Raw genomic sequence first — 16,025 nt, 5'->3', positions numbered from 1 at the left:
AATCCCGCTAATCCTCCGCTGCAAAATACGAGTGGGGCCGCCGAGATTTGAACTCGGGTCACCGGCTCCCAAAGCTGAAATAGAGCGATTTACACAAAATTCAGCAGAAATAAAGGTCGATGAGCGAATATCAAGGGAATACATCCAATACAGGTTTACAAAAAGCAAGACAGACGGTGGAAGGTACTGGATTACAAAGATTCAGAAAGACCTTATGGAGAAAACCAAGGGCATTCTGAGCCGCCGGACATTGATAGAGTTTCAGAACTGGTACATGTCTGAATACAACAGCTATGACGTTCTCCACAAGTACTACACCTACACCAAGTCTTTCCTCGAGTACGTCTACAAAACCACGGGAAATCCTCTCGCCAGGGATCTCAAGGAAGTCCTTGACAAACCCCAGAGGCCAAGCAAGAAAATTAATCCAATTCTCATTAGAGAAGAAGATGTTAAAAACGTAATCAGGGCGATTTACAATCTCCCCAGAGATCCACACAATTCGGAAATAAGGGATACCTACGCCAAGATCAAGTACATCGCAAACGTTCTTTTTGCAGCCTACACAGGTCAAAGACCCGAAGCAACCATTTCAAAGCTAACGTTTCAGGACTTTGAGAGGGCATTGAGCAGAAACCCGCCAATGCTGTGGGTCCCAGAGGAGAAGGACAAAGAGTCCTTCCCTCACTGGGTTCCTCTCCATCCTGTGGTGGTTGAATGGCTGCGGGCTGTTCTCGATTATCGGCATCTTCAGCAGCAAAAACCACGTGATGACGTTGTTTTTCCGTATAATTCCATTAGAAAAGCATTCACCAGGATAGATATCAAGGCCGTCCACACAGGCAGAAAGATAACCTACTCCCACCTTAGAAAGTTCTTCGAGCAGATGTGCAACAACGTCCTGAATATTCAGCTTCCTGATGGCAGAGTAGTTCCAGCAGTACATCCCGGATTAAGAGACTACATTATGGCACACAACACTGGCAGCCTTGACGTTCAGAGCTATGACGGGAAGCTTCCCAGTGAGATCTATGAACAGTACATGGCAGCGTGGGGAAAGGTCAACCTTGTGCCTGAAGAGGTCAGGCTGGAGGAGCTTCTCAAAGCCATCAACAGCAATTAATCTGTCCAGTTTTCCGGACAGTTTCTTTTATACTTTTGTCCAGTAAACTGGATGGGGATCTATTGTGTCCACATCCCTGGGAGATCCCTGGGGTTCTGTGTCCACAGTCTCCTGGTCACTGTGTCCACAAGGTGGACGTCCAGGGTTGTGTCCACAGCATGCAGGTCCAGGATTGTGGACACAACACTGGACCTGTAACCTTGCGAGTCGAAAGATTCTTCGACGTTGTGTCTTGGAACCTCCCCTCTCCCCACATTAACCCCTGTTATCACCTTAGAACACGCCTGCCTGATGGTGCAAAATTCCGGTAGTAAAATAATCTATTATCTCAGAAAGTCAAATATAGTCTGATATTTATTGACAAATATGCTGGCTTCTGTTCTTGAACTCCAAGGCTGCTACCGTGTTGAGGTGATCTGTCCAAGATGTGGAAGGCCAGGTTTTGCATTCATCAGCAAGAAATGGAACCGTAACAGGAAGTTTTTGAGGATATACCACCAAAGAGGAGACTGCCTTGTTTCTGTTGCAGAACTGCACAACCTCCCATTTAGCAAAACTTAAATACTTTCGAAACCAGTAAGATTAAGGAAAAGAATAAATATATATAAATTTTTATAATTTTATTGTATCAGAAAATTATTTAAATCATCATGACAATGTACCTTCTGACGGAGGTGATGCGGGAAAATGACAAGTGCACTGGCCATTCATGCAGGTGCGATAATATTGACAGTGATGATCATGGGTATAGTCCTCGGATACACCGGTGGTATCGCCATAGACCTGGCAGGGACGATCACTGACCTGACATTCCAGACTGCAACTCTGAACTTCATCAACGAGGCAGGAACTCTCGGATTCAGCATACTGAAGTTCAACTTCCTGACGGCAATAGGCTTCATTGCTTTCGGTGTCCTGGGAATGTTCCTCTACGCAAGATATGGAGCCGGAGAAGGGGCTGTGTAAACCCGATCTTCAGCAGCATGCAGCATCACCCTCTATCCTCTCTTTTTTTACACCAGCCAAGCTTGGTGAAATCTTTACACCCCTTTGCCTTCTCTTAACACTTCCATCGCTGTGATTGCTTTTTATGGCCAGCTTTATTTATTTAAAGAGCACTCTATAATAGAATTTAATATTGTCTCATTCCCGTATCGTTACGGGCTATAGTAGTATCAGGTTATGAAAGATTTTTACATTAGACATTCCCGGAGTCTCCTCCAGACTGTCATGGGCGAAACGTAAATGCCATCTTCCACCCTTAGAATAAGCGCTATCTGCCTGTATGAGTAACCCCTTTCTCTCAGCCTCCTCACCTTTTCAATTGGTATCTCCTTCTTTGGCTTTCTCAACTTGTCAGCTCTTGGTTTGCCTACTGCCTCCTTAAGCTGTTTTTTCTTTTCTTTCTGCTTTCTCTCCTGTTCCTCTCTTCCCGTGCTTTTGAGAGGTTGCAGCAACTCCTTTGGAACAACAAACACATCGCTTTCAGGAGGATTCAGCTTCACGTAGGTGTGGACGTCCATCCCTTCAACCCTGACTCTTTCCAGCCATTCCTTATGGCTCATCCTCTCTTTGATTCCCAGTTCCTCCAGCTCTTTTCTGGAGATCTTCTCTCCTCTTTCTATCCGCTTGAAAATGCTGTGGATGTCAACCATGCCAAACACCTCTCACGAGATTTCACCTCATCTTAACCTTAATCCCTTCCTCAATTAACCTCTTCAGCTCGTCGATGGCCTTCTCAAGCCTGCAGGTTCCTTTCCAGGAGATTTCGATGAGTTCCTTCTCATCCTCAATTTTCAAGTAGATAGCGTTGAATGTGCGGGATCTCCTTCTCCTGAACTCCCTATCGTGGTTCAATCTTTCACCTCCTGAAATGCACATACCATGAGCAAAAATCCCAACTTCATAGCATTCTCAAAAGTGATCGTATCTCTTTCGTGGCTTGCTGGTTAATGTGATGTGCCGCTTGTCGATTGCAAACTTCACGGCGTGGGTTCTCCCCCTCGAGTCCTTGAATTCTTCGAGTAGTTCAGCATCCTTTAGCTTCGACAGCTTTCTTATCCAGCAGCGTTCTGCTGTGGTGATAAAAGCATAAGGCGAGCTTGCTGGCAGCACAATGATCGTTTCTTTTTCTCTCTTAGATTCCGGGATTTTAGAGCAGTCAGAGCAGAGAAGAGGTAGATCTCCGCTGTGCTTTTCGCATACGTAGCGGAGGCAATTGGAGCAGCGCATGACGACTTTACCCTTGCAGCCTTCTACCTGGCAGATCTCTCGAGGCTTTTTGATCATGCCAGCCTCCTCCTGAGGTATCTCGACAAAGCCCACAGGCAGAAGATGACGGCAAGGATGGTGAAGACTTCAGGCTTCATGGCAACCCTTCAGCCTGTCCACCAATTCATCAAAGCTCTCAACCTCTCCAGCCAGCAAATCTATGCTGGCTTCTTCGAGTCTTTGAGCGCTAAAGCCCGGATTTTCGTGCTGAATGTTGCTGGTTGACGGTGCAAAATCACAACCTGATTGTCCAGGTCCGCCTGTGGCCACAGTCTCCTGGTTGTTGTGGCCACAGCTCGAGGACCTCTCTATGGGAGATAGTCTCCTCATCACCGTCCACTTGCTGACGTCATAGCCGAGCTGCTGAAGCTTCCACGCTATCATTTCGTAGCTGTATCCTCTTTCTCTAAGGGAGAGGCAGAAAGAAATGGGGAAGGATTTGCGTGGGCGTGGCATTTCAGTCACCTGACAGATCGATCTCTTCCTCCTCAACTTCCTTCGTTTTGCTTTCTCGGACCCAGAACGCTCCAACTTCCTTCCATGCATCGCCTTCCTTGATCACCAATCTGTAAGCTGGCTGTTCCTTCTTCTCCCGCTTCTCGTTCTTGAACAGGTAGGCCTCTCTCCTTCCCAGGATCCCAAAGTCCACCACGCCGGCAAGGTACTTCTTCGGTCCGTTCTTCTTGCCCTTCATCTTCCACACCTCGAAAAGATTAAGAAAGGGCGTTCCTGAGCTCATTGAAGGTCTCTGGGTCCATCTCTAAGGTTATGCTGCCGTAGCTGAGGTAAATTCTCCCGTTCTCCTTCCTTGCCTTCCACTCTCCCCTAAACACCCACAGGCTTATTTCTCCGAGCTCGCCCTCTCCACCTGTCTCGGTCCTAACTTTCAGGTACCTCATCTCCTTCCCCCTCCTCTCCTCCCGTTTCTTGAGGGAGGAGCGTCAGCCAGGAAGTTCTCATAGAGGAAGGTTCCAAGGTCAGAGATCGAGCCGGAAAGAACGGGTTCCTTATCCTCGAAGCTGACGTAGGGATTGGAGCGGACTATGCTGAATCTGTCAACCTCGTATAGCTCAACGCCATTCTTCGAGAAGAGAACGTAAAACGGAACTTTCAGACATTTAGCTATCTTCTTCAGTGTTACGGCCTGGTAACCCCTTATAACCTTCCTGTTGCTGTGCTTCTCCTCGATGATTGCCCTAATTCTGTTTCCGACATCCAGGACGTAGTCAACGTTGGTGACTACTACAGCGGAATCGTCGTGGTATGGCTCGAGAGCTTTGAAGAGGGTGTTTTCGAGGAAGTTTCCGCAGTAAGGGCACTTCATGGAGCATCACCCTCCTTAACTTCTATGGCGTAGCCTCTCTCCAGAAATGGACGAGCATTAAGGGCTGGAATCCTCAAAATCTGGCCTTCCTCTTTTATTTCGTAAGTCTGACCGTCAACACCGATGAACTCGCGAACTGGCGGGAGTTTGACGATCTTTATTGTAACGTACTCGATATCCTCATCATCTTCCTCAGTCTCCTCGTCCTCGTCGAGAAGGTCCTCGATATTCTCTCGCTGGATTCCGAGTGCTGCTTCAAGGTCAAAACCAGCAGTTTCGTTTTCATCCTCTTCTGCCTCTTCGGCTTTCCTCGCCTCCTCCTCTTTTCGCCTTCTCAGTTCTGCGAGCTTCTTCGGGATGTAGGCGGTTGAACCATCAGAAAGAGTCCTTTTCTCGTACTCTTCCGGACTACCATCCCCCTCATCTTGGTCGTTGCTGTCATCATCGTTCTTCTGTAAGAGGTTATCTGGCTTGGGGAAACGATACAACCATACTTTTTCGTGGGAATCGTACTTTGTTTCCATCCCCAGAATTCTGGCAAGTTCTGCCTTGAGATTCTGGAGTTTACGCCCAAGAGAGATAGGATTTCTGACGTAAAGCTCCAAACCTATCGTATTTGCAAAGTTCTGAAGTTCCTTAAAGAGCTGTGTTGCTGTGAGCCACTCTCCTGTGTTCGACGTCTCGACCCAGCCCTTTAGGATGAGATAGAAGGAATCTGCCTCTACGGTGAAGTTCGCCCTTACCTCATCGAGTTTTTCAAGAGCATCCCTAACAGATTCAACGTCGAAACCAAGAGCTTCGGCAGCGATCTGAGCGAAGGCAACCCAGTCGGCGAGACGGTGAGGAATCGTTATCTCTGCCAAGTTAACGCCTTTCAGGGCCTTAACGATTCTATTCAGGCCATCCACGTATTCAGAGAAAACAACGTTCCGGTACTTTGTTACCGCCTCAAGGAGGACACCCTCCGGAATGAAGTTGCTAAGTCTGGTCGTTTTGATGATTAAGAGCCTGTCAGCGACATCATCACGTCTGAAGTGGGGATCTCTCGATGAGAGGGCGACAAAAGAACGTATCGGAACATCAACCTCCTCAGCATTGGTAAACAGCTTTCTCATCCTGTGAACGCCACGGGTTGCGACCTTTGCGAGGGCATCTTCAAGCCATGAAACAGGGCTATCAACGTTATCCAAGGCAATGAAGCCCCAGTTTGCAAGGGCTGCTACGAAATCCCTCTCACCTGAAGGGGTCGGATTTATGGAGCTGACGTCAAAATGTCTCCCGTAAATGAGACGCCCAAAGAGCCTTAACGTGAAGGTCTTTGCCGATCCCTTCTCACCGACGAGGGCGAGGAGAGGAACGGTTGACAGGAAATCCCCGAACGGAACGCTGTAGTAATACAATGCGAGGAGATCTCTCTGCTGCCTGATTGTCAGCTCGGAATTTGGATCGTAGCTCGTGCGGTTGCACACAGCCTGAATGAACAGATTGCCGTCTCTCCTCAGCTCTTCGATCTGTCCCGGGATTTCTATCTGTTCCCTCTCTTCTGAAGGGATGTATTTCAGAGGTTCAACCAGCTTATTTCTGGCGAAGTATATTCCATTAGCCCCGTTAGGCCAAACTTCGACTTTTTCTCCGTCAAGGGCGAGATATTCTCCATTCTGGAGGTAAACATACAGGATCCCTCTCTCCCTGTCGTAGTGGAAGTCACGGTAAACGCTAACTTCCTCACCGTGACGGAGAGCATAAGCCGTAACTTCGGCAACGGCTTCCTTAAAAGATTGAGTCTTTGAGTTAAGCCCGGTTAAATCGTACAATAACCCCTTGAACTCCTCAGACTTCTCTGAAATCTCGTAAACTCTTTTCTCGTCCTCTCTGAAGTAGTAGAGGTTGTTAAGCTCGTCCTTCAGAAACCTTCCGCACTTCAGGAGAAGGCGAAGAGTCACGCCAGCGATAACGCTGTGGCGGATCGGTGCTTCAACGTGGTTCTTTATCTCTCCTATTTTGTCCCTTCTGAAGGCAGCAATAGCGAGCTTGGCGTCATTTGGTAAGGCTTCTTCAAGGGGAACGTACTTCCAGTACTGTTCTTTGTTTTGCCAGATCCCGAACGCCTTATCCGGGTCAATGGCCTTTTCCTTCAGAACTACTCTGAATATGTCCACCACTGAATCCGAGAAACGTAGTAACGCCTCTTCTTTTGGCACGGCCTTGTCCAGAAGTTCCCTGAACTCCTCAGCGGTGAGAGCTTTGAAGTAATCATTTACGTCGATCTTCTCGATGCCTTCAGGCCTTGGGAGGATTACGAGTCTTGCGTCTCCCTCTATACTCCTTAAAATTGCGAGAGCACCTCTAAGTCCAGCTCCCGACTCTTCGTTATCGTTGACAATGTAGATCGTCCTTCCCCTGACGTACTTCTGCAGATCTGGAACGTGTTCAGCCTTAAAGCGAGTCGTCACGGGAGAGATTGCTGGAAAGCCGTTCGCTATTGCTGTGATTGCGTCGGCTATACCCTCGGTTATTACGACTTCCTTAGCCCCTCTCAGGCTATCGATCCCGTAAATAGGCTCTTCAACGAGAGAACTTACATACTGGTGGTTGTCTGACTTCTTAAGCTGCTTCAGATATTTTGCTTCCTTTGTCGGTCCGTCAGGAGTCCAAGGAGTCTGGCGGGCTATGAAGTACGCTGGCTTACCTCTCACGAAGTATGGAAAAACTACTCTTCCAGCGAAGAAATCCCTGTAGCCGTCCTTTGTTGGGATTATAAGGCCTGTTTTTAAGGCATTAACCTCTCCGAACTTTGTAATGAGGTGTTTTGCTAAACGATCTCCATCAGGGGGGCAATAGCCAATACCAAACTTCTCCAGAAGCTCATCATTCCAAGAGAGGCCATATTTCTCTCTGATCCATTCCTTAACATCGGGGCAGTCTTCGAGCTGCTCTCTGAAGAACGCAAGAGCTTCCTTGAACATCGCTTCAAGGAGTTGTTCCTCTTCTCTTAGCTTCCGCCACGCTCTCCTATCCTCTGGTGTGGTGTTGAAGTCGATGCCAAGCCTTTCGCAGGCTATACGGAGCACCTCAGGGAAAACATGGGCTATGTCATCGGCTTCGCTGCAATCGATGAGACCCTCCTGAACTGCAAGCCAAGCGAGAGCGTCTCCTCCACTCTGGCAGCGGAAACAGTACCAAACCTGGTTATCGAGGTTGACGGCAAGGTTTGTTCCTGTAGTGGATCCATGAACTGGGTGGGGTCCCCTGTACTCCCCACCAATGAGCTTAAAGCCTGTTAAGTCGATAAGGTCTTCAAGTCTTAGTTTTGAGCGAATTTCCTCGAGGAGGGCTTTTTTGTCAACCATGAGTAGCTCCCTCCTCGGAGAAGAGCTTTACAGGGCAGAATGAGCACGCTATGCCGAAGTCACCGCAAAAGTCGTCTAACCATTCGTCATGGCAAATGTTTTTATAGAGGTTCGTTGCCTGTTTTACTGGAGTTCGGCGTTTGGCTGGCATTTTATTAACCTCTTTTATTTAATTTCATCTTCAATTAAACCAAGTTTTTCTGCTTTCTCGAGAATTGCTTCTCTGACTGCTGCTGATTCTGACATCTGAAGCTTTTCTGCGAGTTTCTGAACCAAGAGGGCTACTTCGAGAGGCATTGAGATTGTTTTAGTCACGATTACCCTACCCATCTTCCCCCACCATTTGTTTGTTTTTTAACAAACATTTTGCAGAAAGGGTATAAATAATTTTTTGTTCTAGGATTAACGAACAAAAAAGATTGATAGTTCGGCAACTAACAGATAGTTAGGTTTATATAGGCATGATACCTAACAAACAATTATGACAAGCAAACGCAAATTCGAGATTCTCTTAGCAATTCTGAAAGGAAAAAAGTACTTCGGCGAAATTCAAGAAGCCATAGGGCTTAAAAAACCGATCGTTAGCGAGTATATCAGAGCACTCAAAGAAGAGGGTTTGATATTGGAACATACCGATCCAAACGACCGACGCAGGCGTTTTTATGAACTTAACTTGACGATTGAGGGTCTGAGGACTATTGTAAGGAATTATCCTGAAATAATTCCAGAACTTCAGAAAAACGATGGCGTTGTTGATTTTCTAATTAATCATCACAAGGTTACACTATTTCGTGAAGATGTAAGGGAAATGCTAAAAACATCGCCGAACTTTTTTAAAATGCTCGTTCTCGGATCTTTTGATGAATACATCCAGCTTTTGAGAAATTTCCCAGCAGTGGTGATAGATCTCGGTGAAACACAGCAATTTGTTAACTATCTTACAGCTCTTGAATACATGTTTATCATATCCGTCTGGAATGATGTCGTGGAGTTTGGAAATACTCTAGAGTCACCAAAAGTTTTGAAAAAATTCTACGAGAAGCAATCGTCGGCTCGCATGTTCAATGAGCGAATAATGTTTGTAATGATGGTTGTAGATATCATAAAGGCGATTGCTTCAAACGAGAGAAATCTCGCCGAGCTGTTGGGTGATATTGAAAAATTCGAGAAGGACTTGAATAACTTACGGGAAAGAGCACGTGAAATGGATCTAGACGAATACATTCGAAATATGGGAGAAATCTACGGTAGGTTGTATGAGAAGTTAATGTTGCTGGCTCGAGAAGGAAGTATCTCCTAAAACCTTCTTTCTTATTTTTGCGGGTAGTTTGCGGGGTAATTTTTACGGGAATTCAAAAACATACCGGTGGGGGGTTCCTTGCTACTGCGACACACATTGTATTATAAAATTAATTATATTCAAAAAAGATTATGTAATGATTCATGATAAATTGGCTACTTCGTTACGGAATTTCGTCACGACTTGCGGGTAGTGCGGAGGGTTGCGGGTAATCGTATATACCCTCTAAAATAAGCAAAGGGAGGGTCTAATTTTTGAACCCCCCCTATGTGTATAAGAAAAGGGTATAGGGAGATACCCGCATTTACCCACACTACCCGCAGATTTTCATCACACGTGTTGTATAATTATTGTTGGATAGTGTTCACCCACAACAAGCTCCGCTAACTTTATCATTTCATGGCCATATTACTCATCCATGGGGCGCCCCAACCTTGGTAAAGTACCTGTGAGGTTGAGTATTCGCAAGGATGTACTGGAAGCTGCACGCCAGTACATCCCTAACCTGTCTGATTTCGTCGAAGGAGAGCTCCTGAGGTTTCTATTTTACGTAAAACATCCTATAGCAGTGGGGCCGCCGAGATTTGAACTCGGGTCACCGGCTCCCAAAGCCGGGAGGATCACCAGGCTACCCCACGGCCCCTCGGCAGCCCTTAACCTGTGGGCTTAAAAAACCTTACTGATGAGACGGGTTGTCCTGCGAGCACTAATCAGCTAATGAGTACGAATCCAAAAGTACAAATCCGAAATTTTTAAATTTATTGTATCAACAACACGATTATAACGATGGGAGGTCCTTAGATGGGCGTTCGTTCTCTGAAACTTTCCAGAAGAGATTTTATGAAAGCCTCCGTAGCTACAGTTGCTGTAGCTGCAGGTCTGGCAAAGTACGGCAGGGATGGCCTGTTTAAGAAGGTGGAGGCTCAGCACATACAGGAACAGGCGGAACAGGAAGGGGTCAGGCTCGTTAAGACCATCTGTACGGGCTGTGCAGTTGGCTGCGGGATTTTGGGGAAGGTTAAGGATGATGTTTTCATCGGGATTGAACCTTGGGTCAATCACCCGATAAACCGCGGAAAGCTTTGCTGCAAGGGAGCAACTGTAAACCACATCGTAACGTCTCCGAAAAGGCTGAGATATCCGATGATAAAGAGAAACGGAAAGTGGGAGCGTATAAGCTGGGAGGAGGCGCTTGACATAATTGCGAGAAAAATGATTGAAATAAGGCAGAAATATGGTCCGGATGCAATTTTCTTCGCAGGCTCGGCAAAAGTCAGCACCGAAGTTGCTTACCTGATGCGAAAGTTCATGGCTTTCTGGGGTAGCAACAACATAGACCACCAGGCGAGAATCTGCCACTCCACAACCGTTGCTGGCCTCGGTAACACCTGGGGATATGGAGCAATGACAAACAACTTTAACGACATGAGAAATGCGAGATGCATAATCTTCTTCTCGAATCCTGCTGAGGCACATCCTGTCAGCTTTTACCACATATACGAAGCAAAGAGGAGGGGGGCTGTTTTAATTTGCTGCGACCCCCGCTTCAGCAGAACCGCTGCGGTTAGCGACTTACACCTGCAGTTCAGGCCAGGTACGGACATAGCGCTTGTATGGGGCATATGCTATGAGATAATAAAGAACGGATGGTACGACGAAGAGTTCATTAAGAATAGAACCTACGGCTTTGAGAAAGCAAAGGAAATCATAATGCAGTACCCGCCGGAGCTTGTTGAGGACATAACGGGTGTTCCAGCTGAAAAGATTCGAAAAGCTGCGTACATCCTCGCAACCCACAGGCCGGCAACGCTGCAGTACGCAATGGGTGGAACACAGCACGAGTATGGAGCACAGAACATAAGGGCTTATGCGATCCTGCAGCTCCTCCTCGGCAACGCAGGAAAGCCTGGCGGAGGTGTAAACGCTTTCAGAGGCCACGACAACGTGCAGGGAGCTACCGACATGTGTGTTCTGAGCCACTCTCTGCCAGCATACTATGGTCTCAGCGAGAAAGCGTGGAAGCACTGGTGCAACGTCTGGAAGGTTGACTACGAGTGGATCAAGAGCAGGTTCGCCAGCGAAGAAATGATGCACAAGAAGGGCTTTACAATGGCGAGGTTCGCTGTTGGAGCTGTAGCTGGGACGGATGCATATCCCGGAACGAGAAACATGAAAATTGACCAGCCCGCTCCGCTCAAGATGATCTTCATCTGGGGCCACTCAACGCCATCTCTCGGTGATTTGAAGCTCGTTAAGAAGGCATTTGAAACGGTTGAGCTTCTTGTCTTCGTTGATCCATTCGTCGAAAGCGGAGCGGCGATGGCTGATAGAGATGACGGCATAATCCTTCTGCCAGCAGCAACCGAGTTCGAGGGAGAGGGTTTCGTCACAAACAGCGGAAGACAGATACAGTGGAGAAACAGAGTTGTTGAGCCCCTTTACGAATCGAAAGAAGACATGTGGATCCTGCTCAGCCTCGTAAAAGCCCTTGACAGGTATGAGGCAGGCTTGTACGAGAAGTTCACAATCAACTTCGGAAACAAATCGCCTGAGGAGATCAGACCGGAGGATGTGTGGGACAACGAGGTAACCGTAGGCTGCAGAAGCATTGGAATGATCGGCCAGAAGAGCTGGAGAATAAAGAGACAGCAGGAGTACGACTACACATTCGATCCCGAGACCTGCAGAGCTGTCGGCGGGCCTTGCGATGGTGAATACTGGGGATTGCCGTGGCCGTGCTGGAATGAAAAGCACCCTGGCACGCCCATATTATACCGCAACGACATTCCGGTGTGGGAGGGTGGCCACGACTTCAGGGTTAAGTGGGGCACTACTGCCCCGGATGGTGCTTCGCTGCTCAGCGGTGTGAACGGACACGACCAGATACCAGGATGGGCGACGAACCTCGAAACGGACTACTCCGAATGGCTTGACAAAAACATGGTTCCGTCTGGAAGGGGTAGGGCGAGGTTCTACGCCTGGAACATGAAAGATCCCGTGCCTGTGCATAGAGAACCAATCTTCTCGCCGCGCCTCGACCTTGTGGACAAATATCCGGTCTACGACGACAGTGTTTACGGCGAGTACCACTACAGGGTGCAGATAAGGGCAAGAAGCTATCAGGTTGCATGGAAGAACGCCCGGCTCAAGGAAGTATTCCCGCTGATATGGACATCCGGCAGGCAGGTTGAGCACATGGGTGGTGGAGCAGAGACGAGGGCGAACAGAATTCTTGCCGAACTGCAGCCAGACATGTACGTTGAAATCAATCCAAAGGATGCAAACGAAAGAGGCATTAAGAACGGCGAGATGGTCGCAGTAATCTCACCAAGAGGCCTGGAGTATGGTGACGAACCAGCTTACGTGGTTGTGAAGGCAAAAGTTACGCATGCAGTTCCGCCCGGCGTTGTATTCATGCCATTCCACTGGGGCGGCTACTTCCAGGGGCAGTCATACCTCGACCGCTTCCCCGTTACCAAGGACATGGACACTCGCCCATTCGTAGCAGGCGATTCAGCGAATATCATAAATCCGCCGGGCTGGGATCCGGAAACACAGATGCAGGCGACGAAGGCCGGAATCTGCGAGGTTGTAAAGCTTACGAGGCTTGAAGAATTTAGAAGAAAGAACGAGGGCAAAATCGAGGCTTTAAAGGTAACACTGATGCGGCGCTGATGAGGTGATCCCTTGTACAAGTTCATCGTAGACACACACTCAAACCTCTGCATCAAATGCAAAGCATGCGAAGCCATCTGCAAGAATCACAACAACGTCCCTCCCGGAATCTACAGAATCAGAGTAATAACAATCAACGAGGGCAAGCCCGGCCAGTTAAACATCCCCATGCCCTGCATGCACTGCAGCGACCCGGCATGCCTTAAAGTATGCCCGATGGACGCAATATACAAGCGCAGCGATGGAATAGTCCTCGTCAACAAAGATAATTGCATCGGATGCGGCTACTGCAGCTACGCATGCCCATTCGGAGCTCCGCAGTTCGAAGGCAGCGGAGCATTCGGAACTAAGGGCAAGATGGACAAGTGCACCTTCTGCGTTCAGCCGTACGAGCAGAAGGACGAGAACGGCAACATAATCGAGAATGAGCCCATCCCAAGGTGTGCAATGGTCTGCCCCGGCGGAGCACTGCTTGCTGGCGAGGCATCGGAGATCGTTAGGGTGTTCAGGGAGCGGATAAGGGGGTATACAGCGAAGGAGCTTGTAGAGAAGGTGTTTATGGTATAATTTTTTACAGTTTTTACCGGAGCAGCGCGTAGAGCTCATCAACTGCTCTTTTCTCCATTTCCATAAATCCGCGCAGTATTTTTGATATGCCTTTGTAGAATCTCGCGTTCTCGTTGTTTTCAAGAGCATTGCAGAAGTTGAAGATCCAGGTCAGGAGTTCCTCCTTTAAGAACTTCATCTGGTTCCTCATTTCTCTTATTCTATCTTCCTTTTTCCCGCTTTCAAGCATTGCTCTGCAGCTTTCGGCCATGAAGGACAGCTCAACTCCAATGTGGTCTGCTGGCTCGGAAACTTGAGGAATGTAGCCCATTTCGAGGTACTTTCTCTTTATTCTCGCCGTAACTTCCCGATATGGGGAATCACCCTCGTATGTGGACTGGTAGGGTGACACGGTTTCACCGAATGGGCCAACAAATACGGCTGTGTACTCCTGCCTGACGAATATCTCGAAATCTTCAACGTTCTCAAATTTTGATGCCATGTCTGTCAGTATTTTTGCACCTTCATCGATGATAGGATGGACAGGAAAAACAACTTCACACTTCATCAAATCTCTGAGAAATTCCTTTGGAGGGGCATCAAGCAGAACGGACGAGAGGAAGGAATACATAGCCATCCTTCCCTTTATGATGCTTTCAATGTCACTCACAGCTTTTCCCTCCTCCCTCGCTCATCCATAATTTCCTCGTAAATGGATTCGAGTATAACTCTCGGCCTGCAATCCGGACAGAAGAGCAGCGCATTTTCCATCTTGCTCAGGACCCTAATCTTCTCGTACGCCCTCCTTGTGATATGGGGCTTTCCGCATGACGGGCATCTGATTATTTCGTCTTCAAACACTACGCTTTCAGCGAGCGAATTGAAGTCGAGCACATTTTCGAGCTTTATGGCATTCTCAGGGCAAACTCCAACGCAGAGGTTGCAGGCAAAGCATAACGCATGTGTGAAGAGGATTCTACCGTTCTCAATATCCCGGACTATCGCGTTTGCCGGGCAGAATGACGCGCAAGCCCGGCAGAGAGTACATGTATCCCCAATTTCAATCTTTCCAAATTGCTTAATCTGGAATTTATCCTTCCTGAGCGGGAACGCCATCAGCCTTTCGACCATGTACAGCCACTTCTGTCTCTTCGTCTCTCCCTCAGGCGGAGAATCGAGGAGCTTTCCGGGTACATTTCCAAAGTCAACATCTTTGAGCTCCGCAGCCCGTGCAACCCTTATTCCATCGAAGCCAAAGGCTTCAAGTGTTGCTTTTGCAATCTCGAGCGCATCGTATCTCACCTCACATTCGCACGGAATCGCTACAACTCCATCCGCCCCCCTCAGAATGGCGTAGAGGTAGTGAATTTCGGAAACGGAGTTTATGCACGGAACTATGACTGGAAGAACTGGCGGAAGTTTTTCGCAGCAATTTCTCCACATTTCGTAGAAATCTCCAAGAGCATTCTGGCAGACGAAAGCCACAACCTTCTTTTCAGATTCTGCGCTGAGCGCGGCATCTATCTTCTCGAGAAGGACTTCTGAAGGTAAAATCGTATTCCTGATTGCGGAAACTGGACAGACTGCAGCACAGAAACCGCAGCCCGTGCAGCTTTCGAGATTGATCTTCAGCCCGTCGTTGTACCTTTCGATTGAACCCGTCGGACACGACAGGCATAGAGAGCAGCCAGGAATACCGCTCTTTGCTGTTCCGCACACGTGATAGTTAACATCCACGGCTTTAATTCTGATGAAGCTTCCCAGATTGTTCACGGCCTTCAGGGCAGCACGGTATTCGTCTCCAGTAAAGACGCCCTCTTTCTCTTCAGCATGCGGAGTTATAACCTGTCCGGCTTTAACGACGATTTTTCCCCTCTTCTGCGTTGTGACATCTACACCATCCACAATAACCTCAAAGTTGCCTACTTTTCCTCTGACATCCTCAATTCTGCCCTCAATAACCCTTACCCTGAACGGGTACAGGCTCTTTATCGTTTCTACATTCGAAGTTACTACTGTCACGTTTGCGTTGAGCGCGAGCTCCGAAATAATCTCAACGTTGTCCCCTTCGTAGACTATATCGTAGCCCATCTCAACAGACTCCACTTCTGGCTCGGAGAAAACGAGGCTCGAATTTATCCACGCTGAAGCAACATCCTCGGGATTTTCAAAGAGGGATTCTACCATTCTCAGATCGACTATCTCGTAGTTGCCGCTGTAACCGGATGCGTGGGGAATAGCCGGACAGCCAAACACGACAAAGCTGTATTCGACCTTAACCTTGCAGTCGTTTACAATAATCACTTCAGCATCAGAAATCTTAGAAGCTATTTTATCGAGGTTCAGGCCGGTGCAACCCTTACAGAGTACGACGCATTTATGCATGCTGAGCTTTGGGTGATGCTGTATTAACGCTTTCTCTTATATTGTGCAGTG

The 16,025-nt window shown here is 47.9% G+C and carries 17 protein-coding genes and 1 tRNA gene; 5 read left to right on the top strand and 13 right to left on the bottom strand.

From position 1 onward, the window contains the following. Positions 1-31: 31 nt before the first annotated feature. Together ARCVE_RS03610 and ARCVE_RS03600 are read left to right on the top strand one after the other, a co-directional pair. Positions 32-1,123 carry a tyrosine-type recombinase/integrase gene (locus ARCVE_RS03610; RefSeq protein WP_013683424.1) on the top strand — a complete coding sequence of 364 codons (1,092 nt, stop codon included), beginning with the start codon at positions 32-34 and terminating at the stop codon, positions 1,121-1,123. 687 nt (positions 1,124-1,810) lie between these two features. Beyond that, the gene (locus ARCVE_RS03600) at positions 1,811-2,089 is read left to right on the top strand and encodes a hypothetical protein (protein ID WP_013683423.1); all 279 of its coding nucleotides are present in this window, start codon (positions 1,811-1,813) and stop codon (positions 2,087-2,089) included. Positions 2,090-2,316: 227 nt separating this feature from the next. Here the strand turns inward: ARCVE_RS03600 and ARCVE_RS03595 are convergent, their stop codons facing one another. The 10 genes from ARCVE_RS03595 to ARCVE_RS03555 all read right to left on the bottom strand — a co-directional run bounded on the left by ARCVE_RS03595 (position 2,317) and on the right by ARCVE_RS03555 (position 8,398). After that, positions 2,317-2,778 carry a hypothetical protein gene (locus ARCVE_RS03595; protein ID WP_013683422.1) on the bottom strand — a complete coding sequence of 154 codons (462 nt, stop codon included), beginning with the start codon at positions 2,776-2,778 and terminating at the stop codon, positions 2,317-2,319. Positions 2,779-2,800: 22 nt separating this feature from the next. After that, the gene (locus tag ARCVE_RS03590) at positions 2,801-2,980 is read right to left on the bottom strand and encodes a hypothetical protein (protein WP_156786011.1); all 180 of its coding nucleotides are present in this window, start codon (positions 2,978-2,980) and stop codon (positions 2,801-2,803) included. A gap of 57 nt (positions 2,981-3,037) precedes the next feature. Next, positions 3,038-3,412, bottom strand: a complete 375-nt coding sequence (locus ARCVE_RS03585) for a hypothetical protein (protein WP_156786010.1) — start codon at positions 3,410-3,412, stop codon at positions 3,038-3,040. A 69-nt stretch (positions 3,413-3,481) separates the two neighbouring features. Continuing rightward, the gene (locus ARCVE_RS03580) at positions 3,482-3,850 is read right to left on the bottom strand and encodes a hypothetical protein (protein WP_156786009.1); all 369 of its coding nucleotides are present in this window, start codon (positions 3,848-3,850) and stop codon (positions 3,482-3,484) included. Between the two features lies 1 nt (position 3,851). Then, positions 3,852-4,088: a DUF736 family protein gene (locus ARCVE_RS03575; RefSeq protein WP_013683419.1), complete on the bottom strand. Its 237-nt coding sequence runs from the start codon at positions 4,086-4,088 to the stop codon at positions 3,852-3,854. A gap of 19 nt (positions 4,089-4,107) precedes the next feature. Continuing rightward, positions 4,108-4,293 (bottom strand): hypothetical protein, encoded by a 186-nt coding sequence (locus ARCVE_RS03570; RefSeq protein WP_013683418.1) that lies wholly within the window; start codon positions 4,291-4,293, stop codon positions 4,108-4,110. Beyond that, entirely contained in the window at positions 4,290-4,718 is a 429-nt protein-coding gene (locus tag ARCVE_RS03565) for a hypothetical protein (RefSeq protein ID WP_013683417.1), read from the bottom strand. The genes ARCVE_RS03570 and ARCVE_RS03565 overlap by 4 nt, the downstream gene beginning before the upstream one ends. Beyond that, positions 4,715-8,068 (bottom strand): CHC2 zinc finger domain-containing protein, encoded by a 3,354-nt coding sequence (locus tag ARCVE_RS03560; protein ID WP_013683416.1) that lies wholly within the window; start codon positions 8,066-8,068, stop codon positions 4,715-4,717. Before ARCVE_RS03560 ends, ARCVE_RS03565 begins: the two co-directional genes overlap by 4 nt. Beyond that, complete coding sequence (locus ARCVE_RS11275) at positions 8,061-8,219, bottom strand: hypothetical protein (RefSeq protein ID WP_013683415.1); 159 nt, start codon at positions 8,217-8,219, stop codon at positions 8,061-8,063. The genes ARCVE_RS03560 and ARCVE_RS11275 overlap by 8 nt, the downstream gene beginning before the upstream one ends. Before the next feature lie 14 nt (positions 8,220-8,233). Continuing rightward, on the bottom strand, positions 8,234-8,398 hold the full coding sequence (locus ARCVE_RS03555; protein WP_013683414.1) for a ribbon-helix-helix protein, CopG family: 165 nt from the start codon (positions 8,396-8,398) through the stop codon (positions 8,234-8,236). A 151-nt stretch (positions 8,399-8,549) separates the two neighbouring features. Here ARCVE_RS03555 and ARCVE_RS03550 point away from each other — a divergent pair, with 151 nt between their 5' ends. Beyond that, positions 8,550-9,368 carry a winged helix-turn-helix domain-containing protein gene (locus ARCVE_RS03550; protein ID WP_013683413.1) on the top strand — a complete coding sequence of 273 codons (819 nt, stop codon included), beginning with the start codon at positions 8,550-8,552 and terminating at the stop codon, positions 9,366-9,368. Positions 9,369-9,937: 569 nt separating this feature from the next. Here ARCVE_RS03550 and ARCVE_RS03545 read toward each other — a convergent pair. After that, positions 9,938-10,011, bottom strand: a tRNA-Pro gene (locus ARCVE_RS03545). Positions 10,012-10,169: 158 nt separating this feature from the next. Here ARCVE_RS03545 and ARCVE_RS03540 point away from each other — a divergent pair. Continuing rightward, positions 10,170-13,043, top strand: a complete 2,874-nt coding sequence (locus ARCVE_RS03540; protein WP_013683412.1) for a formate dehydrogenase subunit alpha — start codon at positions 10,170-10,172, stop codon at positions 13,041-13,043. 12 nt (positions 13,044-13,055) lie between these two features. Continuing rightward, entirely contained in the window at positions 13,056-13,610 is a 555-nt protein-coding gene (locus ARCVE_RS03535; RefSeq protein ID WP_013683411.1) for a 4Fe-4S dicluster domain-containing protein, read from the top strand. Positions 13,611-13,623: 13 nt separating this feature from the next. Here ARCVE_RS03535 and ARCVE_RS03530 read toward each other — a convergent pair whose 3' ends face one another. Together ARCVE_RS03530 and ARCVE_RS03525 are read right to left on the bottom strand one after the other, a co-directional pair. Further along, a complete protein-coding gene (locus tag ARCVE_RS03530; RefSeq protein WP_013683410.1) occupies positions 13,624-14,259 on the bottom strand; it encodes a TorD/DmsD family molecular chaperone in 636 nt (211 codons plus the stop codon). After that, entirely contained in the window at positions 14,256-15,974 is a 1,719-nt protein-coding gene (locus tag ARCVE_RS03525) for a 4Fe-4S binding protein (protein ID WP_013683409.1), read from the bottom strand. Before ARCVE_RS03525 ends, ARCVE_RS03530 begins: the two co-directional genes overlap by 4 nt. Between the last annotated feature and the right edge of the window lie 51 nt (positions 15,975-16,025).

Source organism: Archaeoglobus veneficus SNP6 (assembly GCF_000194625.1).
In the GTDB taxonomy this organism is placed as follows: Archaea; Halobacteriota; Archaeoglobi; order Archaeoglobales; family Archaeoglobaceae; genus Archaeoglobus_C; species Archaeoglobus_C veneficus.
The sequence above is the reverse complement of the archived record's forward strand: the minus strand, read 5'-3'. Positions and strand labels throughout refer to the sequence as shown.